Annotated in this window: 1 protein-coding gene; it reads right to left on the reverse strand. The window is 42.2% G+C overall.

Going from position 1 to position 436, the window contains the following annotated elements:
- Nucleotides 1-436: SPFH domain-containing protein (locus tag ACYVRA_RS09155; protein ID WP_461252395.1), on the reverse strand; the 436-nt coding region annotated here is incomplete at both ends.

Genomic DNA, 436 nt, shown 5'->3' on the forward strand with positions numbered 1-436 from the left:
TGTTTGCCGCCGCTTGCGCTCCAAGTATCCGCGTAGAAGCGTATTCCTGCGCCCGCTGGTAACTGGTTGACTTGTAAATTGCCGCGTTTCTTACTTCTTCAAAATAACGGATCGTTTCTGCGGGCGCCGTAATTTCAGTCAGCTCTACGCCGGAAATAATTATTCCCAATTTTAACGAATCAATAATATTTTGCGAATTTTGCATAACATCACTTGATAATTGCGCCCTGCCGCTTGTAAGAATTGAATCCACGTCGGAATGAGCGGCTATGCGGGTCAACTCTCCGCTGATTATGCCGTCAATTATTTTCTCTGCGTCGTTTATAAATAACGTATAACGTACCGCGTCATTTATTTGATATTTTATTTTTGCCTTTACAAGTATTACATTTTTATCGCCTGTCAACACATAGCCGTTTTTATCAATGTCGGAGGA

Source organism: Treponema sp. R8-4-B8 (assembly GCF_054786175.1).